This window comes from Campylobacter sp. BCW_6465, assembly GCF_001762815.1.
Taxonomy (GTDB): Bacteria; Campylobacterota; Campylobacteria; order Campylobacterales; family Campylobacteraceae; genus Campylobacter_D; species Campylobacter_D jejuni.
Window position 1 is genome coordinate 1 of the sequence record NZ_MJXN01000018.1, and the last position, 878, is coordinate 878.

General features: G+C 27.4%; 1 protein-coding gene. It reads right to left on the reverse strand.

Translation table 11 applies throughout. The annotated features are described in order from the left end of the window. Positions 1 to 878: 6-hydroxymethylpterin diphosphokinase MptE-like protein (locus tag AJ886_RS01855; RefSeq protein ID WP_148124014.1), on the reverse strand; the 878-nt coding region annotated here is incomplete at both ends.

Sequence of the window (878 nt, forward strand, 5' to 3'; positions counted from 1 at the left end):
ATTTTCTTTATTTTGAAAAAATTTCATTGCTAAATCAGTAAAATCTAAATTCGTAACATAATCAGGCACTATGCCTTCTTTTTCAAGCATACTTAAAGCCCCATCAGCACAAAAGATCACTGCTTTTTCTTGATAAGCTTTAAGTAAAGGAAGTTGTTTAGCTAAACTAGGTCCTGCAGAAACTACTATAGCATTTTCGAATTTGTTTTTTCTTTCATTTAAGATTCTTTGAAAAGGAATGCTTTCAAGCATAGAAGGGATGTTTTGTAAAAACTGTCCATGTGTTAGCAAAGGTAAAAAACAAGTAATATCAGCATTTCTTATCGCAACAGCTGCACTTTTAATACAAAGTTCATTTAAAGATAAAATAGAAGCTTCATAGTATTTAAGATAATAATGCGAGCTAATAAACATTTCATATAAACTTAAATACTCTAAAATGCTTTGTTGATCAAAAACCATAGCAATATGAATTTCCACATCCTTGGCTGCTGCATCAAACAATATCACTTGATAAGTTTTTAGTTCTTCACTCAAATCCAGTGTACTTAAAGCTAGGATAAAAAGTTCTATTTCACTTTCAAATACAAAAAGATGTTTATAGTGTTTAGCTAAATTTTTAATAAGCAAGGCATTGCCTATACCATAAATACATACGAAAGGATATCTAGGAGTTTTTTCTAAAATACTTTGATAGAAAAAATTTAATTCTTCTTCTAAGTTTTCATACATGAAAACATTATGAGTTTTATCAAAGATATTTAAATTTTCATCTATATTAAAATGAGAACAAGTTTTATTTTGTATGAAATTTAAAAGTTTATTTCCTAAGGGTTCATTTACTCCACTTAATAAAGCTTGTATGTTTTTTTCTAGTA